This is a genomic window from Pseudonocardia sp. CA-142604 (assembly GCF_050948475.1).
Taxonomy (GTDB): Bacteria; Actinomycetota; Actinomycetes; order Mycobacteriales; family Pseudonocardiaceae; genus Pseudonocardia; species Pseudonocardia alaniniphila.
Map to the genome: position 1 here is coordinate 2607625 of NZ_CP192045.1, position 19348 is coordinate 2626972.

At 72.0% G+C, this 19348-nt stretch carries 17 protein-coding genes; 10 read left to right on the forward strand and 7 right to left on the reverse strand.

Annotation, left to right across the window (positions count from 1 at the left end; all coding sequences use genetic code 11):
• Window positions 1–13: 13 nt before the first annotated feature.
• From ACQPZQ_RS11925 to ACQPZQ_RS11935, 3 genes are read right to left on the reverse strand one after another with little or no spacing between them, the layout of a single operon-like run.
• Window positions 14–829, reverse strand: coding sequence for a DUF4097 family beta strand repeat-containing protein (locus ACQPZQ_RS11925; protein ID WP_433295003.1), 816 nt, complete (start codon window positions 827–829; stop codon window positions 14–16).
• Between the two features lie 2 nt (window positions 830–831).
• Window positions 832–1515, reverse strand: a complete 684-nt coding sequence (locus tag ACQPZQ_RS11930) for a response regulator (RefSeq protein WP_433295005.1) — start codon at window positions 1513–1515, stop codon at window positions 832–834.
• Complete coding sequence (locus ACQPZQ_RS11935) at window positions 1512–2801, reverse strand: sensor domain-containing protein (RefSeq protein ID WP_433295007.1); 1290 nt, start codon at window positions 2799–2801, stop codon at window positions 1512–1514. The genes ACQPZQ_RS11930 and ACQPZQ_RS11935 overlap by 4 nt, the downstream gene beginning before the upstream one ends.
• A 147-nt stretch (window positions 2802–2948) precedes the next feature.
• On the opposite strand from ACQPZQ_RS11935, the gene ACQPZQ_RS11940 reads away from it, so the two are divergent.
• From ACQPZQ_RS11940 to ACQPZQ_RS11970, 7 genes are all read left to right on the forward strand, one after another.
• Window positions 2949–4442: a potassium/proton antiporter gene (locus ACQPZQ_RS11940; protein WP_433295009.1), complete on the forward strand. Its 1494-nt coding sequence runs from the start codon at window positions 2949–2951 to the stop codon at window positions 4440–4442.
• Window positions 4442–5035 (forward strand): signal peptidase II, encoded by a 594-nt coding sequence (gene lspA / locus ACQPZQ_RS11945; protein WP_433299142.1) that lies wholly within the window; start codon window positions 4442–4444, stop codon window positions 5033–5035. The genes ACQPZQ_RS11940 and lspA overlap by 1 nt, the downstream gene beginning before the upstream one ends.
• A 37-nt stretch (window positions 5036–5072) precedes the next feature.
• Window positions 5073–5957 carry an RluA family pseudouridine synthase gene (locus ACQPZQ_RS11950; RefSeq protein WP_433299144.1) on the forward strand — a complete coding sequence of 295 codons (885 nt, stop codon included), beginning with the start codon at window positions 5073–5075 and terminating at the stop codon, window positions 5955–5957.
• Between the two features lie 8 nt (window positions 5958–5965).
• Window positions 5966–6646, forward strand: a complete 681-nt coding sequence (locus ACQPZQ_RS11955) for a hypothetical protein (protein ID WP_433295011.1) — start codon at window positions 5966–5968, stop codon at window positions 6644–6646.
• A gap of 97 nt (window positions 6647–6743) precedes the next feature.
• Window positions 6744–7460, forward strand: coding sequence for a DUF998 domain-containing protein (locus ACQPZQ_RS11960; RefSeq protein WP_433295013.1), 717 nt, complete (start codon window positions 6744–6746; stop codon window positions 7458–7460).
• On the forward strand, window positions 7457–8449 hold the full coding sequence (locus ACQPZQ_RS11965) for a hypothetical protein (protein ID WP_433295015.1): 993 nt from the start codon (window positions 7457–7459) through the stop codon (window positions 8447–8449). Before ACQPZQ_RS11960 ends, ACQPZQ_RS11965 begins: the two co-directional genes overlap by 4 nt.
• A 55-nt stretch (window positions 8450–8504) precedes the next feature.
• Window positions 8505–9695, forward strand: a complete 1191-nt coding sequence (locus ACQPZQ_RS11970; RefSeq protein ID WP_433295017.1) for a glycosyltransferase — start codon at window positions 8505–8507, stop codon at window positions 9693–9695.
• A gap of 7 nt (window positions 9696–9702) precedes the next feature.
• On the opposite strand, the gene ACQPZQ_RS11975 is transcribed toward ACQPZQ_RS11970, so the two are convergent.
• The 3 genes from ACQPZQ_RS11975 to ACQPZQ_RS11985 form a co-directional block, all read right to left on the reverse strand.
• Entirely contained in the window at window positions 9703–10917 is a 1215-nt protein-coding gene (locus ACQPZQ_RS11975; RefSeq protein ID WP_433295019.1) for a glycosyltransferase family 4 protein, read from the reverse strand.
• Window positions 10914–11846, reverse strand: coding sequence for an alpha/beta fold hydrolase (locus tag ACQPZQ_RS11980; protein ID WP_433295021.1), 933 nt, complete (start codon window positions 11844–11846; stop codon window positions 10914–10916). Before ACQPZQ_RS11980 ends, ACQPZQ_RS11975 begins: the two co-directional genes overlap by 4 nt.
• 108 nt (window positions 11847–11954) lie before the next feature.
• Complete coding sequence (locus ACQPZQ_RS11985; protein WP_433295022.1) at window positions 11955–13322, reverse strand: FAD-binding oxidoreductase; 1368 nt, start codon at window positions 13320–13322, stop codon at window positions 11955–11957.
• Window positions 13323–13479: 157 nt separating this feature from the next.
• On the opposite strand from ACQPZQ_RS11985, the gene ACQPZQ_RS11990 reads away from it, so the two are divergent.
• The 3 genes from ACQPZQ_RS11990 (at window position 13480) to ACQPZQ_RS12000 (ending at window position 18463) form a co-directional block, all read left to right on the forward strand.
• The gene (locus tag ACQPZQ_RS11990; protein WP_433295024.1) at window positions 13480–14178 is read left to right on the forward strand and encodes a winged helix-turn-helix transcriptional regulator; all 699 of its coding nucleotides are present in this window, start codon (window positions 13480–13482) and stop codon (window positions 14176–14178) included.
• Between the two features lie 315 nt (window positions 14179–14493).
• Window positions 14494–18039: a DNA polymerase III subunit alpha gene (gene dnaE / locus ACQPZQ_RS11995; RefSeq protein ID WP_433299146.1), complete on the forward strand. Its 3546-nt coding sequence runs from the start codon at window positions 14494–14496 to the stop codon at window positions 18037–18039.
• Window positions 18040–18130: 91 nt separating this feature from the next.
• Window positions 18131–18463: a GYD domain-containing protein gene (locus ACQPZQ_RS12000; protein WP_433295026.1), complete on the forward strand. Its 333-nt coding sequence runs from the start codon at window positions 18131–18133 to the stop codon at window positions 18461–18463.
• A gap of 5 nt (window positions 18464–18468) precedes the next feature.
• Here the strand turns inward: ACQPZQ_RS12000 and ACQPZQ_RS12005 are convergent, their stop codons facing one another.
• Window positions 18469–19332: a PaaX family transcriptional regulator gene (locus ACQPZQ_RS12005; protein WP_433295028.1), complete on the reverse strand. Its 864-nt coding sequence runs from the start codon at window positions 19330–19332 to the stop codon at window positions 18469–18471.
• Between the last annotated feature and the right edge of the window lie 16 nt (window positions 19333–19348).

A 19348-nucleotide genomic window follows, 5' to 3' on the forward strand; every position in this document is an offset into this window, starting at 1 on the left:
CCGCGCGCGCGGCTCAGAGCGAGGGGCGGACGCGGACGTCGCCGGAGCCGCTCCCGACCACGATCGTGCCGGGTGCGACGGGATCCGTCGGCACCAGGACGGTCGTCTCGCCGGTGCCCGACCGCGCGTCCACCCGGTAGCCGGTGGCCGGCACGGCGACGTCGACCTCGCCGGTGCGGGTGTCCACTGCCAGCGTGTGCGGGGGCTCGACCAGCCCGAGCTGGATGTCGCCGGACATCGTCTCGGCCCGCACCACGTCGCTCCGCAGGCCGTTACCGCTGATCACCCCCGTGCGGGTGGTGACGTCGAGCGGGCCCGCCAGGTCGAAGAGGGCGATGTCACCGGTGCTCCGGTCCACCGTGACCGGGCCGGTGAGGCCGCTGACCGTGACGTCGCCGGACGTGCCCTCGACGAGCACCGCGAACGACGGCGGCACCTCCACGACGTAGTCGACCTCGCAGTGGGTGGCGAGCACCCCGCTGCACGTGGCGTCGAGCCGCACGCCGGCGGGGGTTGCCTCCTCGACCAGCTCGGGCTCGCCGAGTCCGTAGCTGACGGTGGTGCGGACGTGCACGTCGCCGTCGGTGCTGGGGGAGAGGCGGACGCTGCCGGAGTCGCTTGCCACGGTGAACCGCTCGGCGCTCGGGGCGAGCGTGCTCGTCCGCTCGTAGTGGCCCGTCGCTGCCTGGGAGAGCAGCTGGAGGGCACCGGTGCCGATCACGAGGACGACGAACAGCACGGCCGTGACGACGACGCCGGGGTGCGGCCGCCAGGTGGGCTCGGTGGGGCGCTCCCTCGTCGGCTCCGGAGCGGGTTCCGTGGTGGTCACCGTCAGTCCTCCAGGTACTTGAGCACGGCGAGGACCCGCCGGTGGTCGGTCGGTGCTGCGGGGAGCTCGAACTTCCCGAAGATCCCGCTGATGTGCTTCTCCACGGCTCCCTCGCTGACGACGAGCGCTTCCGCGATCCCGTTGTTCGAGCGCCCCTCGGCCATCAACGTCAGCACCTGGCGTTCCCTCGGGGTCAGGCCGGCGAGCGGCTGGGCCCGGCGGGACCGCGCGAAGATCTGCGAGACGACCTCGGGGTCGAGGGCGGTGCCGCCCGCGCGTACCCGGTGCAGCGCCTCGACGAAGCTCTCGACGTCGGCGACGCGGTCCTTGAGCAGGTAGCCGACGCCGCGCGTGTCACCGGCCAGCAGCTCGGTGGCGTAGCGCTCCTCGACGTACTGGGAGAGCACGAGCACCGCCACCGACGGCCAGCGCGCGCGGATCACCAGCGCTGCGCGCAGCCCCTCGTCGGAGTGGGTGGGGGGCATGCGCACGTCGGCCACGACCACGTCGGGCGGGTCGGCGGCGACCGCGCGCAGCAGCTCCTCGCCGTCGCCGACCGCGCCGACGACGGTGAATCCGGCCTCGGCCAGCAGCCGGCAGAGCCCCTCGCGCAGGAGGACCGAGTCCTCGGCGACGGTGACGCGCGGGCCGGGCAGTGGTGCCGTTGTATGCGGGGTTGCCGTCATCGGGCGCACGGGAGCTCGACGGTGAGGACGGTCGGACCGCCGACTGGGGAGTCGACGCGCAGCTGGCCGTCCACGCCGGACACCCGGTCGGCGAGACCGCGAAGCCCGGTGCCCCGGTCCGGGTCGGCGCCGCCCACCCCGTCGTCGCTGATCGTGATCCACACCGAGCCCGAGCCCTCGCGGCGCACCACCACCGACGCGTGGGCGGCCCGGGAGTGACGCGCGATGTTGGTGAGCCCTTCGGCGACCACGAAGTAGCCGATCGCCTCGACGGTGGCATTCGGGCGCTCGTCGAGGGTGACGGTGAGGTCGACCGGGACGGGGCAGCGCGCCGCCACGGCCGACAGCGCGGCGTCGAGCCCACGGTCGGTGAGCACCGGAGGGTGCAGCCCGCGGATGAGCCCGCGCAGATCGGTGACGGCGTCCTTGGCCTGCTGGTGGGCGTCGTCGAGCAGTTCGCCGATACTCCCGGGGTCCTGCTTGTACCGCGCCTTGGCGCGGCCCAGCGTCATCCCGAGCGCGACGAGCTGCTGCTGCGTGCCGTCGTGCAGGTCGCGTTCGAGGCGCCTGCGCTCGGCCTCCCCTGCGTCGACGACCCGGGCGCGGCTGCGCTCCAGCTCGTCCACGCGGCGGGCGAGCGCGCCGGGCACGGGGCCGAGCAGGGCGCGTGCGACCGAGACGTCGAGTGCGGTGAGCCCGCGCACCACGGCGGGCGCGAAGAGCAGGAGCACCAGCCCCAGGCCGGCGAGCATCGCGCGCCCGCTCCCGGTGCCGGTGAACGGGACGCCGAACAGGACGGTGCCGTCCGAGGGCACGAAGAGCGGGAGCAGCGGCATCATGAGCAGCGCCACGGCCCCGGACAGCAGGACGTACACGATGCCGGATGTCAGGAGGCCCAGCGGCAGCGCCACCAGCTGGTACACGCCCCGGCGTCGCACACCCGGGTCGCGCCACAGGATGCCGCCGTAGCGCAGCGGGTTGCGGTCGCCGGGTGGCATCGGCTGGGGGTGGATCCGCACGCCGAGCAGCAGGCGCAGCCGCGCGCGCTCGATCCGCGCCAGCCCGACGCTCACCCATGCCGTCACGATCCACACCGGCAACCCGAGCAGCGCGAACGGGAGCAGCAGGACGGTGAAGAAGAGACCGGTGAGCAGCACGAACGCGTAGGCCATGCCGACCACGCCGTCGAGGAGCAGGTGCGCGGCACCGAGCCAGGTGGACGGCGCCAGCAGTGCGCGCAGCGGATCGGGCCGTGCCCCGCTCATCGTGGACGAGATCGTGACCATGCAGGCAGATTAGGGATTTGCCTGGTACGGACGCCATCCAGCTTGTGCCCGTACGGGGGTGGGGAAATCCCCCGTTCGATGTTCCGCGGAGTCCTTCCCCCCGGAGCCCATAACCTGCGTCGATACCGTGTGCTGGCGGAGGTGGGGATGGCGAGCCTTGAGGTGGTGCTCGGCGTCGTGGCCGCCGTGGTGCTGCTCGGCGTGCTGGCCGTCCGTGCTTCCGTGCGGCTGGGGCTGCCCTCGTTGCTCATCTATCTCGCCATCGGCATCCTGCTCGGCGAGTCCGTGCTCGGTATCCAGTTCTCCAACGCCCCGCTCACCGAGTCTCTCGGGCTCGGGGCACTCGTGTTCATCCTCACCGAGGGTGGGCTGACCACCCGCTGGGAGACGGTGCGGCCTGCCCTCGGCCTCGGGATCGTGCTGTCCACGGTGGCCGTGGTGGTCAGCATCGCCGTGGTCGGGGTGGCGCTGCACCTGCTGCTCGATCTCGGCTGGCGAGAGGCGTTCCTGTGGGGTGCGGTGCTGTCCTCCACCGATGCCGCGGCCGTCTTCAGTGTTCTCCGCGGCGTCCGGGTGAGACCGCGCCTGGCCGGGGCCCTGGAGCTGGAGTCCGGCATGAACGACGCGCCGGTCGTGATCGCGGTCATCCTGCTGGCCTCGGGTGAGTCGTTCACCTGGGTGACGCCGCTGCTCGTCGTCTACGAGCTCATCGCGGGGGCGGTGATCGGTGCGCTACTGGGCTTCGGTGGCGCGTGGGCACTGCGCCGGGCGGCCCTGCCGGCCACCGGCCTCTACCCGCTGGCCGCGATCGCCGTGTGCGTGCTCGCCTACTCCGCAGGCCAGCTCGCGCACGCCTCGGGTCTCCTGGCCACCTACGTCGCCGCACTCGTGCTGGGCAACGCCGACCTGCCGCATCGGGGCGGGGTGCGGTCCTTCGCCGAAGGGCTCGGCTCGCTCGCGCAGATCGGGCTGTTCGTGCTCCTCGGCCTCTACGCCTCACCACCTCGGCTGCTCCACGCGGTGGTGCCGGCCGTCATCGTGGGCGTCGTGCTGCTCCTTGCGGCGCGTCCGCTCTCGGTGGTGGTCTCGGCCTTGCCGTTCCGTGTGCCGTGGCGGGAGCAGGCGTTCCTGTCGTGGGCGGGCCTGCGCGGAGCCGTGCCGATCGTGCTCGCGCTGATCGCGCTGGTCGAGGGAGCACCGAGCGCGCAGGCACTGGTCGACGTCGTGTTCATGCTCGTCGTCGTGCTCACGGTGGTGCAGGGCCCCACTCTGCCGTGGATGGCCCAGATCCTCCGAGTGGCGCGCCCCGCGGAACCGCGCGAGCTCTCCGTCGACGCCGCCCCGCTGGACGAGCTGAGCGCCGACCTGCTGCAGGTGCGCGTGCCGGTCGGCTCCCAGCTGCGCGGGGTGTACCTCAGCGAGCTGCGGCTGCCACGCGGCGCCACCGTCAGCCTGGTGGTGCGCGACGAGGAGGCCTTCACCCCCACCGCCGAGACGCGCTTGCGGGAGCGGGACCAGCTGCTCGTCGTGACCACGGCGGAGGCCCGGCGGGCAGCGGAGGAGCGCATCCGGGCCGTCGACCAGCGCGGCAGGCTCGCACGCTGGCACGGCGGGAGGGAGCGCGAGCGCGGTAGGGGATGATGGAACGTGTGAGCGAGCGTGCGAGCGAACCGTCGACCCCGAGTGCGACCGTCACGGCTGCCGGCCCCAAGGTCGTGTTGCTTGCCGTGATCGCGGTGCTGGTGCTCGCCGCCGACATCATCACGAAGACGGTTGCTGTCGCACAGCTCGAGAACCGTGCCCCGCTCGAGCTGTTGGGCGGTCTTGTCTACCTGCAGCTCGTGCGCAACCCGGGCGCAGCGTTCTCCCTGGCCACCGGCTACACGTGGGTGCTCACGATCGTGGCCATCGCCGTGGTGGTGGTGATCATCCGGGTGGCCCGTCGGCTGCGCTCCGTCGGCTGGGCGATCGCGCTCGGTCTCGTGCTCGGCGGTGCGCTGGGCAACCTGACCGACCGCATCTTCCGCGCGCCGGGCCCGTTGCAGGGCCACGTCGTGGACATCGTGTCGCTCTTCGCCCCGGACGGCCGCGTGTGGCCGGTGTTCAACATGGCCGACTCCTCGATCGTCACGGGCGGCGTGCTGCTCGTGCTGCTGGCCCTGCTCGGCCGGGAGCTCGACGGCAGGCGCACCTCCTCCCGCGGCGGCGCCGAGGAGGGGGCCGACAGTGCCTGACACCCGTCAGCTCCCCGTTCCCGACGGTCTCGACGGCATGCGCGTCGACGCCGGCCTCTCGCGGCTCCTCGGCCTGTCCCGCACCGTGGCGGCCACTCTCGCGGAGGGCGGTCGCGTGGCCGTGGACGGCCGCGCCGCCGGCAAGTCCGACCGCCTGATCGCAGGGTCGTGGCTCGAGGTCGAGCTGCCCGAGCCCGAGGCGCCCGCCACGATCGCCGGGCCGGAAGCGGTGGTCGCCGGGCTCACCGTGCTGCACGCCGACGACGAGATCATCGTCGTCGACAAGCCGGTCGGCGTGGCCGCCCACCCGAGCCCCGGCTGGACCGGGCCCACCGTCATCGGCGGCCTGGCCGCGCTCGGATACCGCGTGTCCACCTCCGGTGCTGCCGAGCGGCAGGGCATCGTCCACCGGCTCGACGTCGGCACCACCGGTGTGATGGTGGTGGCCACGTCCGAGCACGCCTACACGGTGCTGAAGCGGGCGTTCAAGGAGCGCACGGTCGACAAGCGCTACCACGCCGTCGTCCAGGGCCATCCCGACCCGTCCAGCGGCACGGTCGACGCCCCGATCGACCGGCACCCCAAGCACGACTACCGCTTCGCGGTGGTGGCGGGCGGCAAGCCCAGCGTCACCCACTACGACACGATCGAGGCGTTCCGCGCCGCATCGCTGCTGGACATCCGGCTCGAGACGGGGCGCACCCACCAGATCCGGGTGCACCTGTCGGCGCTGCGCCACCCGTGCGTCGGCGACCTCGCCTACGGCGCCGATCCCACGCTGGCCAAGCGCCTCGGCCTGGAACGGCAGTGGCTCCACGCCCGTTCGCTCGGTTTCGAGCACCCCGCCGACGGGCGGTGGGTGGAGTTCACGAGCCCCTACCCGGCAGACCTGGCCAGAGCGCTGGACCTGCTCGCCGACTGATGCCGGTGATGACGGCGCGCCGCCGCCTCGCCGTGCTCGCAGCCTGCGTCGTCGTGGCCGCGCTGCTCGCCTGGTACGGCGCCACGCGGTTCACGCCGTCCGACGCGCCGCCCCCGGACGTCGGCTCGGTCCGGCTGGGCCCGGAGCCGGGCGACGACGTCGGCTCCTACCTCGCCAAGCTCCCCGCGCAGCTGCCGCCGCCGGGGGTCCAGACGCTCGCTCTGGTGCAGTTCGGCAACGAGCTCACGGCGCCCGAGGCGCTCGCGGCCGTCGGTGGCACCGAGATCGACGAGGCCGTCCTGCGAGTGCCGTTGACCAGGGTGCAGACCGCCCTGCGGTTCGAACCGCTCGAGCCGGGGGTGGCGCAGGCGACCGCACTGGACACCGCGCGGCAACGGGCGCAGATGCAGGCCACCGCGGACGCAGGCCGGCTCACAGGCCGCCCGCGCGACGTGGCCGCGGCCGAGGCTGCGGCCCTCGCCGAGCCGGGGTGCCGCTGCGTGCTCGCGCTGGTGGTCCGGTCCGACCGCGCCGGGCTGCAGGCGGTGGCCGCGCGGTCCGGCGTGCGCGCCGTCGAGGCGGCCCCGCCCGACGCCACGATCCGGGAGCTCGCGCTCGCGCCGTTGCTGCCCGAGCAGACGGAGCGCGCAGATCCGCCTCCGGACGACGGGCCCGTCCCACCAGCCTGAACGGATTCCCCCGAACCGGCGAATGGGGGAATACCCCAGGGCGAACTGGGTGGAGATCCTGATGTTCGTCTCAGCGTGGGACTGGCACGGTGAGCGCGTGACCAGGATCGGGGGGGCCGGGCGGGAACCCCGCAAGAGCATGTGGGCGGGTGAGACGGCTGTTGCGGGGGGCGTTGCGGTCGCGCTCCTGTCGCTCGCACTACTGCACGTCATGGGGAGCGGGACGCTCGACCCGCTCACCCGCACCCTCAGCGACTACGTCTTCCTCCCGGGTGGCTACACACTGCTCGGGCTGGCCGGGATCGCCCTCGCCACGGCGAGCTTCGTTCTCTCGCGCGGCCTGCGCAGGGGCGCCCTACCCGATGCCGGGCCACCGGCCGCGCTGCTCGTGAGCGTGGCCGTGGCTCTGGTGCTCGTCGGGATCTTCCCCACCCACGATCCCCGGACCACTGCGGGGCTGGTGTCCACAGTGCACCGCGCGGCAGGCGGCTGGGTGCTCGTGATGGTGCCGGTGGCCGGCTGGATGGTGGCCCGCCGGGCGCGTTCCGCACCGGCATGGCGGGCCGCCGCACCTGCAGTGGCCTGGTGTTCAGGCGTGGCCGCGGTACTGTGCGCCCTCTTCCTGCTCAGCCTGCTACCGATCGTTATCGGCACTTCACCCGGATTTCCCCTGCTCGGAGGGGTACAACGTGTTCTCTACGCGGTAGTGATGCTGGTACTTGTGGTTACCGCCCGGGCGACCCGGCTGGCGGTCGAGCATGCTCCGGCGCCGGCAGCCCTTCCATCCGGCGTCGAGCTCAGGGGTGCGGCGTGATCGACATCCTCACCGGCATCGCGATCGCGCTCGCCGTGCTCGGTGCCGTCTGCTTCGCCTGTGCCGCCGTCCTGCAGCACCACGCGGTCTCCCGGGAGTCCGGTCCGCCCGGCGACAGCGATGCGGGCAGCGGCGCGCTGTCGTTGCGCGGACTGCTCGCGGTGACCAGGCGGCCGGGCTGGCTCCTGGGCCTAGGCGTGGCCGCGGCCGGATCCGCACTGCACGCCGTGGCACTGGTGCTGGCTCCGCTGTCGGTCGTCCAGCCGATCGGCGTGCTGGCCGTCCCGATCGCGGTGCTCCTCACCGCCGTACAGCGGGGCCGCGTGCCGGCCGGCGGAGTGTTCGTCGGCGTGCTGCTCAGCGTCGGCGGCGTGGGCGTGTTCGTCGCCACGGCCGCGAGCACCGCGGTCAGCTCACCCCCGCCCGACCAGTCCACCCTCATCGCGAGCCTCGTCGTCGCCCTGATCGTCCTGGTGCTGGCCGGGGTCGGCCTGGCCCGGTCCGGCTGGGTGCGGTGCGTGGCCTGCGCGATGGCGGGGGCCGTGGCGTTCGGTCTGGTCTCCGCGCTGGTACGGGCCGTGTCCCAGTCGGTCGCGTCCGGCCACGTCGGGGTGCTGGATCCGCCCGTCGTTGCCGCCGTCGCCGGAGTCGGGGCGTCCGTGCTGGTGGGCGGCTGGCTCGTACAGCAGGCCTTCGCCTCGGGGCCGCCCGAAGTGGTCATCGCGTGCCTCACGGTGGTCGACCCGATCGTGGCCGTGCTCCTCGGAGCGGTCCTGCTCGGTGAGGGTTCCGCAACGCCCGCCGAGACGTGGCTGCTGCTCGTCACCGCCGCCGTCATCGCCACCGCCGGGGTCGTCGCACTCGCCCGCCACCACCCCGACGCCGTGGCGGCCCGCGCCGCCCGCGCCGGCTCCGTCCCACCCTCGTCCGAGCGCTCCCAGACTCCGGCCGCCTACGCGCGGTCGGCGCAGTCCCCCCACGACCGGTGATCCCCAGCACCGGCTTCACCCGCACAGCTGTACACACCCGAGAGGACGTCCCGTGATGCCTCCGCCCGACAAACCGATGCGGATCCTGATCGGCGCCGAGACCTACCCACCCGACGTGAACGGCGCCGCGCGCTTCGCCGAGCGGCTCGCCACCGGCCTCGCCGGGCGTGGCCACGACGTTCACGTGGTCGCCCCGTCACCCACGGGCTCCCGCACGCGCGACACGCGCGACGGTGTGACCGTCCACGGGGTCCGCTCCCACCGCTACTTCATGCACGCCGGGTTCCAGGTCTGCATGCCCTGGGAAGCCGGGCCGGACACCGCGGAACTCATGGACGAGATCAACCCGGACGTCGTCCACACCCAGGCCCACATGGTGGTCGGCCGCGGCATCGTGAAGGCGGCGCACCGCAGCGGGCGCCCGCTCGTGGCGACCAACCACCTCATGCCCGAGAACCTCGTCGCCTACTCGCCGATCCCGCGCGGGCTGCGGCGGGCGTTCACCACCGTGGCGTGGAAGGACCTCGGCAACGTCTTCGGCCGGGCCCACGTGGTCACGGCGCCCACGCCGCGCGCGGTGGAGCTGCTCGTGCGTCACGCCGGCCTCGTCGAGGCGATCCCGGTGTCCTGCGGGATCGACGCCGAGCGCTACCGCTCCGTCCAGCGCATCCCCGGTGCCGTCCCCACCGTGCTGTTCGTGGGGCGGCTGGACCAGGAGAAGCGGGTCGACGAGCTGATCAAGGCGTTCGCCGCCCTGCCGGCGGAACTGCCGGCGCAGCTCGAGATCGTCGGCGACGGTGCGCGCCGCGAGGAGTGGACGGCGCTGGCCCAGGGTCTCGGCCTCGCCGGGCGAGTGCGGTTCCGCGGCTTCGTCTCCGAGGATGAGCTGCTCGACGCCTACGCCCGTGCCGCCGTGTTCTGCATGCCGGGGGTGGCCGAGCTGCAGAGCCTCGTCACGCTGGAGTCGATGGCGGCGGGTCTCCCGGTGATCGCGGCCGACGCGATGGCGCTGCCGCACCTGGTCCGCCCCGGCCGCAACGGCTGGCTCTACACGCCCGGCGACGTCCCGGAGCTCACCACGCGCCTCGCAGCGCTGCTCGCCGACCCCGCACAGCGGCGCCGGATGGGGGCCGCCAGCCGGGAGATCGTGGCCGAGCACGCCATCGCCGCCACGCTGAACCGGTTCGAGGGGATCTACGAGCACCTGCTGGAGCGCGACGGGCTGCAGGTCGGACAGGCGGCCTGAGCCGGGGTCAGCGGGCGCGGGCGGCCGCGACGCGTTCCAGCAGGGCGAGCAGCACCCGTGCCGAGTTCTCCCAGCTGAAGCGGCGGCCCTGCGCCCGCGCGGCCGCGGAGCGTTCCTCCCACACCCCGGGCTCGTCGAGCTCGCGGACGGCACGGACGAAGCCGGCCACATCGCCAGGGACGACGTAGGCCGCGGCGTCCCCGCCCACCTCCCGGAACACCGGGATATCGGTGACCACGAGTGGCGTGCCCAGCGCCATCGCCTCTACCAGCGGGATGCCGAATCCCTCGTCCCGCGACGCCGAGACCAGCGCCGTGGCCCCGCGCAGCACGTCGCGATAGGTCTCGTCGCTCGCGCCGTCGTGGAACACCAGACGGCCACCCGGCGCCAGCGCGGTGAGCCGGGCCCGCTCGTCGGGGGAGATCCGGCTCATCAGGTGCAGCTCGTGGCCGGGCAGTGCCGGCATCGCACTCGCGAGCGTCCCGACGTCCTTGTAGGGCATGAACGAGCCCATGTAGACGAGCGCGCCGGTGCGCGGTGCCCGGGGGAGCCCGGGGCCGGGGTCGGGCGCGTTCGGGACGACGGTCACCGGCCGCCGGGTGAGCCGGTGCTCGGCGACCTGTGAGGCGGTGGCAGCGGAGACCGTGACCACCGCGTCGGCCCGGTTGAGCAGCACCCGCTGCGGCCACCAGGCGAGGTGGTACAGCCGCCACAGCAGCCGGATCGGGGCGGCGAACTGCGGGGGCGGTGCCGGGTGGCGGTAGTAGATGAGGTCGTGCACGGTGAGGACGAGGCCGTAGTCGCGGCCCCAGCTCCCCATCGTCTGCATCGGGGAGAACACCACGTCCGGCTGCAGGCGCCGGACCTGCCGGGCCACCAGCGGCTCGCCGATCGCGGTCGGGCTGCCGATCAGGTGCCAGGGCAGGTCGGAGGGCAGGTGCGCGAGCTGTCGCCGGTCGCTCACCAGCAACTCGATGGTGTCGCCCCCGCCGTCGGAGCCCACGCGAGCTGTGCCGCGCCCGGTGCCGCTGCGGGCTCCCCCTGCGCCCCGCTCGGTGCTGGTGAAATCTCCGCCGGGGCTCCGCTCGGTGCTGATGCGGGCTCCGCCTGCGGTCCGCTCGGCGTGCAGCTGCGCCAGCGCACCCACCAACCCCGCGGTGTATCGGCTGATGCCGTCGTGCCGGTCGATACGGACGTAGCGGCAGTCGACGAGGATCCTCATGTCACCGGCAGGGCGGTCAGGAACGCCGACATCGCCGCCGCGACCGCGTCCGGAGTCTCGTAGTGGGCGAGATGGCCGGTGCCGGGCACCATCGCCAGCCGCGCGTCCGGGAACCGCCCCACCAGCGCGCGCTGGGCCGCGGGGGGCGCGATGTCGTCACGCTCGGCGGCCACCAGCAAGGTCGGGGCGGTGACGGCGCCGGCGAACTCGCCGACGTCGTGGCCCACCGATGCGTGGAAGGCCTCGAGCAGCGTGCGGCGATCGGCGAACGTGCTGAAGTACCGGTCGTGCTCGGCGTGGATCCAGCGCCGCAGGTCGCGGTCGCCCGTGGTGGCCATGGCGACGCTCGCCACCCGCGTCATCACGGGGTGGCGCAGCAGCGCGGTGCCCACGCGCTCGGGCAGCGCGGCGGCGAGCTGGTGGTAGAGCACCGTCAGCCGCGTGACCACCACCCGCGGGCCCGCCAGCGCGGACGCGGCGATCGGGTTCACGAGGACGAGGCCGCGTACCGGCGGCGCCGGCTCCGTCTCGTCCGATGCCGGTGGCTGCCGGCGGGCGAGCGCGGCCGTGGCCACGATCGAGCCGAAGGAGTGGCCGGCGAGCACGGCGTCCCCTGCCGGTGCGACGGCGGCGAGGAGGTCACGCGCCCATGCGGCGTAGCCCCCGACATCGTGGGGGTCGTCCGGCAGCGGAGGTGACTGGCCGAACCCCGGCAGGTCCGGCACCACGACGCGAGCGTCCCGAAGGTGCGCGACGATCGGCTCCAGCCCGTGGTGGTCGCCGCGCAGGCCGTGCAGGAACACGATCCGGTGCGCCGCGTCGTCGGCGCCGTAGATCCACACCCGCGTACGCCCGCCGCGCAGCGCCACCTCGTCCTCTCGCACGGGCACGCGCGCGATCACCGGTGCATACGGGGAGGTCTCGCTCATCGCGGAAAGTCTATGAGGTCGTTTCCGAACGATGTTTCGAGCTACCGGTTGCAGATCAGGGCACCGGCGCGTCGTTCGTGGCGGGTGCGGGCATCCCGGGCACCCCGCTCAACCGGGGCGGATGTTCTTGTTGTGGTGGAAGGCGTTGTCGGGGTCGTACTTGGCCTTGACGTCGGCGAGTCGCCGGTAGATGGGATCGCCGTATGCCTCTCGAATGCGGCCGGCATCGTCGGAATCAAGGAAGTTCACGTAGACACTGCCGGCGCGGTGCGGTTGGAGGGCCTGGAGGAACCGCCGCGCCCACGCGGTCTCGGCGGCAGCATGCTCGCCGGACTCGGCAGGCAGCCACACGGCGTCGATGATGATGTTGTGTGCCACGCCGCGGCCGGCGTAGGCGGTGGCGTCGAGAGGGACTCGGGCAACGGCGCCACCCATGTGGAACATCGCCGAGTACGACCGCGGCGAGCCCGCGGCGTAAGCATGATCGGCGATGACGGCGACGGCGTCGTCGGAGAGACCGGCGAGGTCCGTGGCCTTCCAGTAGTAGTGCCACCCGTGCAGGACGGTGTCGTCCAAACCGCCCTGGAAGGCGGCGTACGTCGTGGGTGCGAGCAGGTCCACGAGCGGCGTCCCGAACTGGCGGAGGGCCCGCACCGCACGCTCGCCGTCCTCGACGGCACCGGCGTAGCAGCAGGCGACGGCGATGGCCGGTCGCCAGTGCAGGTCCTCGGGGATGACCGGCAGCGGAGGCACGGTGCCGAGCCTGACCACGCTGCCGAGCTCGTCGGGCGCGTCGGCGACGAAGTCCCGGTAGAAGCGCAGCACGTCGGTGGTGTCGTCGGCCGCCCAGAAGACGGGCCCGGCCATCACGGTCGGGCCGACGGGGTGCAGAGCGAACCGGAACGAGCTGACGACGCCGAAGTTGCCGCCGCCGCCCCGCAGTGCCCAGAACAGGTCCGGGTGTTCGTCGGCGGACGCCCGCACGATGCCGCCCTCGGCGGTGACCACCTCGGCGGCCAGCAGGTTGTCGACGGTGAGCCCGTGTGCGCGCATGAGGAAACCGATGCCGCCGCCTAGGGTGAGCCCGGCGACGCCGGTGTGGCCCACGATGCCGCCGGTGGTCGCCAGACCGTGGGCCTGTGTCTCGTGGTCGACGTCTCCCCACAGCGCACCGCCCTGCACCCGGGCCGTGCGGCCTGCGGGGTCGACCCACACGGCCCGCATCGCCGAGAGGTCGACGACGATCCCGTCGTCGCACACCGCGGTGCCTGCCACGTTGTGGCCCCCGCCCCGTACGGCGATCTCCATATCGTGGTCGCGGGCGAAGCGCACGGCCGCGGCCACGTCGGCCGTGCCGCTGCATCGGGCGATCAGCCGGGGGCGCCGGTCGACGGCGCCGTTCCACACGGCTCGGGCGGCGTCGTAGTCGGCGTGGTCAGCGGTGATCAGCCGGCCCCGGAACCCGTCGATCTCCATGGCGGACCTCCTCGCTCAGGTCGCCGACGTGCTGGGTGGCCGATGTCGTCATCGGCCCTTCCGCTGTCGAACGGCTTCATCGCAGCACCGCGGACAACTGGCGTGAAGTCAGGAATCTGGACTTCACGCCCGACGGCAGGGGCGCGACACTGGTCTCGTGCGGACGTACGGCCAGTACTGCCCGATCGCCCGTGGCGCCGAGATCTTCGCCGAGCGGTGGACGCCGCTGATCATCCGCAACCTGTACCTGGGCTGCGGAAGCTTCGGTGAGATTCTGGAGGGCGCCCCCGGGCTCTCCCGCACGCTGCTCTCGCAGCGGCTCAAGCATCTCGAACGGCTCGGCATCGTCGAGTCGGCAGGCAAGCCCGACGGGCGCGGGCGCCACTACGAGCTCACACCCGCGGGTCACGACCTCTTCACGGTCTGCAGGTCGCTCGGCGAGTGGGGCGCCCACTGGCTCGAGATCGCCCCCGAGCACCTCGACCCCTTTGTGGCTCTCTGGTCGATGTGCAACATGCTCCGCCGAGACCGGCTCCCGGCGCGACGCGTCGTCATCCGCTTCGACTTCACGGGCCGCCGGCGCCCCGAGCGGTACTGGCTGCTGATCGAGCACGGCGACACCGAGATCTGCAAGACCTACCCGGGCCTCGACGAGGACCTTTACATCACGTCGGAAGCCGAAGCCTTCGTCAGATGGCACGCCGGCCAGCTCGCCTGGGCCGAAGCCACCCGCGACCGTCGCATCCAACTCCACGGCCCCTCGTGGCTCGTACGAGCCTTCCCCACCTGGAACGCCCGCAGCGCCTTCGCCCACATCAAGCCGCCCTCCCGGACTGCGGCGAGCCTGGCAGGCTGACATCGACGACGTACGGCTCCATCGGGTCGCCCGCACACATCTCGTACGCACCGCACCCACCACCGGCCGGGTGTGCCGTGGCGGCTCGGGGTGTGCGGTCGCCGGTGCTCGGCGTGCCCTTCGACACGCCGATCGGTGAGGTGAGCAGCCCGTTCGGCAGAAGGTCGCCCGCGTGCGGAGGACTGTCGGACCCCAGGGTTAGCCTTGGGCATCCCAAGCGGCTCGTGGCCGGTGTCGTCCACCAGGGCGCACCCGGCGGCCGCATCGATCGAGCGCAGCCCGGCGGGCCGCGCCGGAAGGGAGCTCTTCACCCCGATGGCCAGCCCGAGCAGCGGCGACAGCTTCGTCCACCTCCACACGCACACCGAGTTCTCCATGCTCGACGGTGCGGCACGACTGGACGACCTGTTCAAGGAAGCCGCGCGCATGGGTATGCCCGCGATCGCCATGACCGACCACGGCAACGTCTACGGTGCCTACGAGTTCTGGCGCAAGGCCAAGGCCCACGGGGTCAAGCCGATCATCGGCATGGAGGGCTACCTGTCGCCCGGCAGCCGCCACGAGCGCAAGCGCGCCACGCTGGGTGGGCAGACGGTCAGCGACGACAACCCGGGTGAGATGTACACCCACATGACGCTGCTGGCGGAGAACACGGAGGGGATGCACAACCTCTTCCGGCTCTCCAGCCTCGCGTCGCTCGAGGGCTACTACTACAAGCCCCGCATGGACCGTGAGCTGCTGGAGACCTACGGCAAGGGGATCATCGCCACCACGGGCTGCCCCTCCGGGGAGGTCCAGCGGCTGTTGCAGCAGGACCGCTTCGAGGACGCCTGCCAGGCGGCGAGCGACTACCGCGACATCTTCGGCAAGGACAACTTCTTCTGCGAGCTGCTCGACCACGGCATCGCGATCGAGCGCCAGGTCCGTGACGCGCTCTACGACCTCAAGAAGAAGCTCGACCTCCCGGGTCTCGCCACCAACGACCTGCACTACACCTACGCCGAGGACGCCAAGTCGCACGAGGTGCTGCTCTGCGTGCAGACCGGCAAGACGCTCGCCGACCCCGGCCGCTTCAAGTTCGACGCGTCCGACTTCTACCTCAAGTCGCCCGCCGAGATGCGTGCCCAGTGGGATCCGGTGTTCCCGGAAGCCTGCGACAACACGCTGCTCGTCGCCGAGCGGGTCGACGTCGGCTTCACCGAGGGCCAGGACCTCATGCCCCGCGCACCCGTCCCCGACGGGGAGACGGAGGAGAGCTGGCTGATCAAGGAGGTCGAGCGCGGCCTGCACATGCGGTTCCCGGGCGGGGTCACCGAGCGCTACCGCAAGCAGGCCGACTACGAGGTCGGGATCATCATCCAGATGGGGTTCCCCGGCTACTTCCTGGTGGTCGCCGACCTCATCCAGCACGCCAAGTCCGTCGGCATCCGGTGCGGCCCCGGCCGCGGCTCCGCGGCGGGGTCGCTGGTGGCCTACGTGCTGGGCATCACCGACCTCGACCCGATCCAGCACAAGCTGATCTTCGAGCGCTTCCTCAACCCCGAGCGCATCTCGATGCCCGACATCGACATGGACTTCGACGAGCGCAGGCGCGGCGAGATGATCCGCTACACCACCGAGAAATACGGTGAGGATCGCATCGCGCAGATCATCACCTACTCCACGATCAAGGCGAAGGCCGCGATCAAGGACTCGGCGCGGGTGCTCTTCGGCCAGCCCGGCTACGCAGTGGCCGATCGCATCTCCAAGGCGATGCCCCCGGCGATCATGGGCAAGGACATCCCGCTCTCCGGCGTGTTCGATCCCGAGCACAAGCGCTACTCCGAGGCCACCGAGGTGCGCGCGCTCTACGAGAGCGACCCACAGGTCAAGGAGATCATCGACACCGCCCGCGGGCTCGAGGGCCTCAAGCGGCAGTGGGGCGTTCACGCGGCAGGCGTGATCATGTCGAGCAAGCCGCTGATCGACGTCATCCCGATCCAGCGCCGCGACTCCGACGGCGCCATCATCACGCAGTTCGACATGGGCGCCTGCGAGACGCTCGGGCTGCTGAAGATGGACTTCCTCGGCCTGCGCAACCTCACGATCATCGACGACGCGCTGGAGAACATCGAGCGGAACGGCAAGCCGAAGCTCGAGATCGAGAGCGTCCCGCTCGACAACCCCAGGACGTACGACCTGCTGGCCCGCGGCGACACGCTCGGCGTCTTCCAGCTCGACGGTGGCCCGATGCGCGACCTGCTGCGCCGCATGGCCCCCACCGAGTTCGACGACATCTCGGCCGTCGGCGCGCTGTACCGGCCCGGCCCGATGGGCGCCAACGCGCACAACGACTACGCCGACCGCAAGAACAAGCGTCAAGAGGTCACGCCGATCCACCCGGAGCTGGCGGAGCCCCTCAAGGACATCCTCGGCGAGACCTACGGCCTGATCGTGTACCAGGAGCAGGTCATGGCCATCGCGCAGAAGCTCGCCGGCTACACGCTCGGCAAGGCCGACCTGCTGCGCCGCGCGATGGGCAAGAAGAAGAAGGAGATCCTCGACAAGGAGTACGCCGGCTTCGCCCAGGGCATGAAGGACCACGGCTACTCCGAGGCCGCGGTCAAGACGCTCTGGGACATCCTGCTGCCGTTCTCCGACTACGCGTTCAACCGCGCCCACTCCGCGGCGTACGGCGTGGTCTCGTACTGGACCGCCTATCTCAAGGCCAACTATCCGGCCGAGTACATGGCCGCCGTGCTCACCTCCGTCCGCGACGACAAGGACAAGGCGGCGGTCTACCTGGCCGAGTGCCGCCGGATGGGCATCACGGTGCTGGCGCCCGACGTCAACGACTCGGTGCGCAACTTCGCGCCGGTCGGCGACGACATCAGGTTCGGCCTCGGCGGCATCCGCAACGTGGGCGTCAACGTCGTCGACGCGATCGTCGCGGCACGCAAGGAGAAGGGCGCGTTCACCGACTTCTCCGACTTCCTGCGCAAGGTCGACGCCGTGGTCTGCAACAAGAAGGTCATCGAGTCGCTGATCAAGGCGGGCGCGTTCGACTCGCTCGGCCACCCCCGCAAGGGCCTGCTGCTCGTGCACGCTGATGCGATCGACGCGGTCATGAGCACCAAGAAGGCCGCGTCCATGGGCCAGTTCGACCTGTTCGGCTCCATGGACGGGTCGGGCCCGTCGGAGCTGGATGCCGTGTTCGACGTCAAGGTGCCCACCGACGAGTGGGACCCCAAGCACAAGCTGGCCGTCGAGCGAGAGATGCTCGGTCTCTACGTCTCGGGCCACCCGCTCCACGGCGTCGAGCAGGTGCTCACCGCCAAGTCGGACATGGCGATCTCCACCATCCTCGAGGGCACCGTCCCCGACGGCCACCAGGTCACCATCGGCGGCATCCTCGCCAACGTGAACCGCCGGGTGAACAAGAACGGCGAGCCGTGGGCGTCGGCGCAGCTGGAGGACCTCGCCGGTGGCATCGAGGTGCTGTTCTTCCCGCGCTGCTACCAGGTGGTCGGCGTCGACGTGGCCGAGGACGCCATCGTGCTGGTCAAGGCGAGAGTCAACCGGCGCGACGACCGCGTCTCGCTGATCGTCAACGACCTCGCGGTGCCCGACCTCACCCAGGCCGGCGGCGGCGCGGGCGCCCCGGTGAAGGTCAGCATGCGCACCGAGCTGGTCACTCCGCAGCGGGTGTCGCGGCTCAAGGACGTGCTGAGCAACCACCCGGGCACCTCCGAGGTGCATCTGTCGCTGGTCAACGGCACTCGCACCACCGTGCTCCGCCTCGACGACGCACTGAAGGTCACCCACTCGCCGTCGCTGATGGGCGATCTGAAGGCGCTGCTCGGCCCCGGCTGCCTGGGCTGACGGGGCGGGGCAGCGCGGCGTCCGGTTAGCGGCTGACACCACAGGACGCGGGTGGTGCACTGGGCCGGCCATCTCTTCCGGAAGGGTCGTCATGGCCGCCTACGCCCTGTTCTTCAGCTACACCCCGCAGGCCTGGGAGCGCATGATGATCAAGCCCGGCGACCGGGCCGCGGCTGCCCGGACGATGATCGAGAGTGCGGGCGGCACTCTCGAGTCCCTCTACTTCATGCTCGGCGACCGCGACGGGTTCGCCGTGGTCCACGTCCCGGGCAACGAGGACGTCGCGGCCCTGTCCATCGCCATCCTCAGCAGCGGCGCCTTCTCACACGTCGAAACCCGCGCGCTGGTGGCGCCCCAGGATCTCGCCGGAGTACTGGAGCGGGCGGCTGCAGCCCGCGGGGCCTACGCGCCGCCGGGGGAGTAGATCCGTCAGCCTGCGCTGGTGACCAGATGGTGCCAGTGCTCCTGGGCCTGCCGGTCCCACCGCGTGTGCAGCGTGTCGAACAGCTCGGCCGCGCGCGACCCGGCCCAGCCGGCGGGCAGCAGCTCACCGGGGAGCTTGGGATCCAGGAACGGAAAGCGCCGCCAGGCGTGCACGAGGTGGATCTGGTGGGCGAGCACGTCGGCCGGGTCGACCGGCGCGACGTCGGTGAACGTGTCGAGGAACTCCTCGTAGGCGGCCTCCACCGCCGTGAGGTTCCAGGCCTGCTCGACGACCTGACGCTCGGCGCCGATCGCCCCGAACGGGCCGACGAACGAGCTGCTGACCGCGGTCAGCTCGAGGTCGGCGATCACGTCGGCCACCTCGTTCTGCTTCGAGGGATCGGGGGTGAGCCACACCCCGGGCGCGGGCGACCCGAGCCCGGCCCAGGCCAGGCGGGTGCGCAGCCGGTGCCGGAGCTGACGGCGGGCCTCGGGCACGCTGACGAGCAACACCATCCACCGCCCGTCCCAGGAGTGCTCCGCGGACCCGAACCCGTAGATGCGGGCTGCGCCGTCGGAGAGAAGTCTGCGGCCCTGCTCGCTGAGGCCCCATCGCACGCGGCGCCCGGCGCGATCCGAGACGAGCAGGCCTTCCGCCGCGGTGCGGGCGAGCGCCTGCCTGGCCGACTTGGACTCGACCCCGAGACCGCCGAGCACGTCGATGAGCACCTGGGTCCACACCGTCTCGTCGCGCGGGAGCACGAACTCGCCGAGCACAGTGAGCAGGAGAGAACGTGCGCTCGTGGCGCCGAGCTCGCGGCGGCGCGACAGCGCCGGATGCGCGCTCACAGTCTCGGCGGCGGTGGACATGACCAGCCACCTTAGC

Coding starts and splice junctions, on each gene's coding strand:
- ACQPZQ_RS11930 (WP_433295005.1), bottom strand. CDS start 1,515: ATGACGGCAACCCCGCATACAACGGCACCACTGCCCGGCCCGCGCGTC.
- ACQPZQ_RS11935 (WP_433295007.1), bottom strand. CDS start 2,801: ATGGTCACGATCTCGTCCACGATGAGCGGGGCACGGCCCGATCCGCTG.
- ACQPZQ_RS11940 (WP_433295009.1), top strand. CDS start 2,949: ATGGCGAGCCTTGAGGTGGTGCTCGGCGTCGTGGCCGCCGTGGTGCTG.
- lspA (WP_433299142.1), top strand. CDS start 4,442: ATGGAACGTGTGAGCGAGCGTGCGAGCGAACCGTCGACCCCGAGTGCG.
- ACQPZQ_RS11950 (WP_433299144.1), top strand. CDS start 5,073: ATGCGCGTCGACGCCGGCCTCTCGCGGCTCCTCGGCCTGTCCCGCACC.
- ACQPZQ_RS11955 (WP_433295011.1), top strand. CDS start 5,966: ATGACGGCGCGCCGCCGCCTCGCCGTGCTCGCAGCCTGCGTCGTCGTG.
- ACQPZQ_RS11970 (WP_433295017.1), top strand. CDS start 8,505: ATGCCTCCGCCCGACAAACCGATGCGGATCCTGATCGGCGCCGAGACC.
- ACQPZQ_RS11975 (WP_433295019.1), bottom strand. CDS start 10,917: ATGAGGATCCTCGTCGACTGCCGCTACGTCCGTATCGACCGGCACGAC.
- ACQPZQ_RS11980 (WP_433295021.1), bottom strand. CDS start 11,846: ATGAGCGAGACCTCCCCGTATGCACCGGTGATCGCGCGCGTGCCCGTG.
- ACQPZQ_RS11985 (WP_433295022.1), bottom strand. CDS start 13,322: ATGGAGATCGACGGGTTCCGGGGCCGGCTGATCACCGCTGACCACGCC.
- dnaE (WP_433299146.1), top strand. CDS start 14,494: ATGGCCAGCCCGAGCAGCGGCGACAGCTTCGTCCACCTCCACACGCAC.
- ACQPZQ_RS12000 (WP_433295026.1), top strand. CDS start 18,131: ATGGCCGCCTACGCCCTGTTCTTCAGCTACACCCCGCAGGCCTGGGAG.
- ACQPZQ_RS12005 (WP_433295028.1), bottom strand. CDS start 19,332: ATGTCCACCGCCGCCGAGACTGTGAGCGCGCATCCGGCGCTGTCGCGC.